The 363-nt window shown below is 49.9% G+C and carries 1 protein-coding gene; it reads right to left on the reverse strand.

The features are described 5' to 3' along the window. Nucleotides 1-363 (reverse strand): cupin domain-containing protein (locus HBA93_RS19350; protein ID WP_221724378.1); only part of this gene is annotated, 363 nt, incomplete at both ends.

Raw genomic sequence — 363 nt, forward strand, 5'->3', positions numbered from 1 at the left:
TGCCAGCTCGCTTTCCGATGTTGAGCAAACGCAAAGAATTTGCGCCGGTTCTTCACTCACACTGAGGTACGCATGGCCAGTTGTGGCGTCAAAATATGCGGAATCGCCTTTTTTGAGGCGTAGCGGAGCATAATGCTCGGTATGCAGATCCAGCTCACCTTCAAGAACATAAAAATACTCCTCGCCGGTATGGCGAATGAGCGGGCCGAATTCTTCCAGTGTTCGCGCATGAGCGACAGCAAAAATCGGCACCATCGATTTTTTGGATATCTCGGTGCAGAGATAGAGATAATCATAGTTCTGTGTTTTGATTGAGCGGCCTTGCCCGGCGAGTGTGAAAGTACGCCTTCCAAGCAGATTAGG

This window comes from Ochrobactrum sp. SFR4 (genome assembly GCF_019730395.1).
Lineage (GTDB): Bacteria > Pseudomonadota > Alphaproteobacteria > Rhizobiales > Rhizobiaceae > Pseudochrobactrum.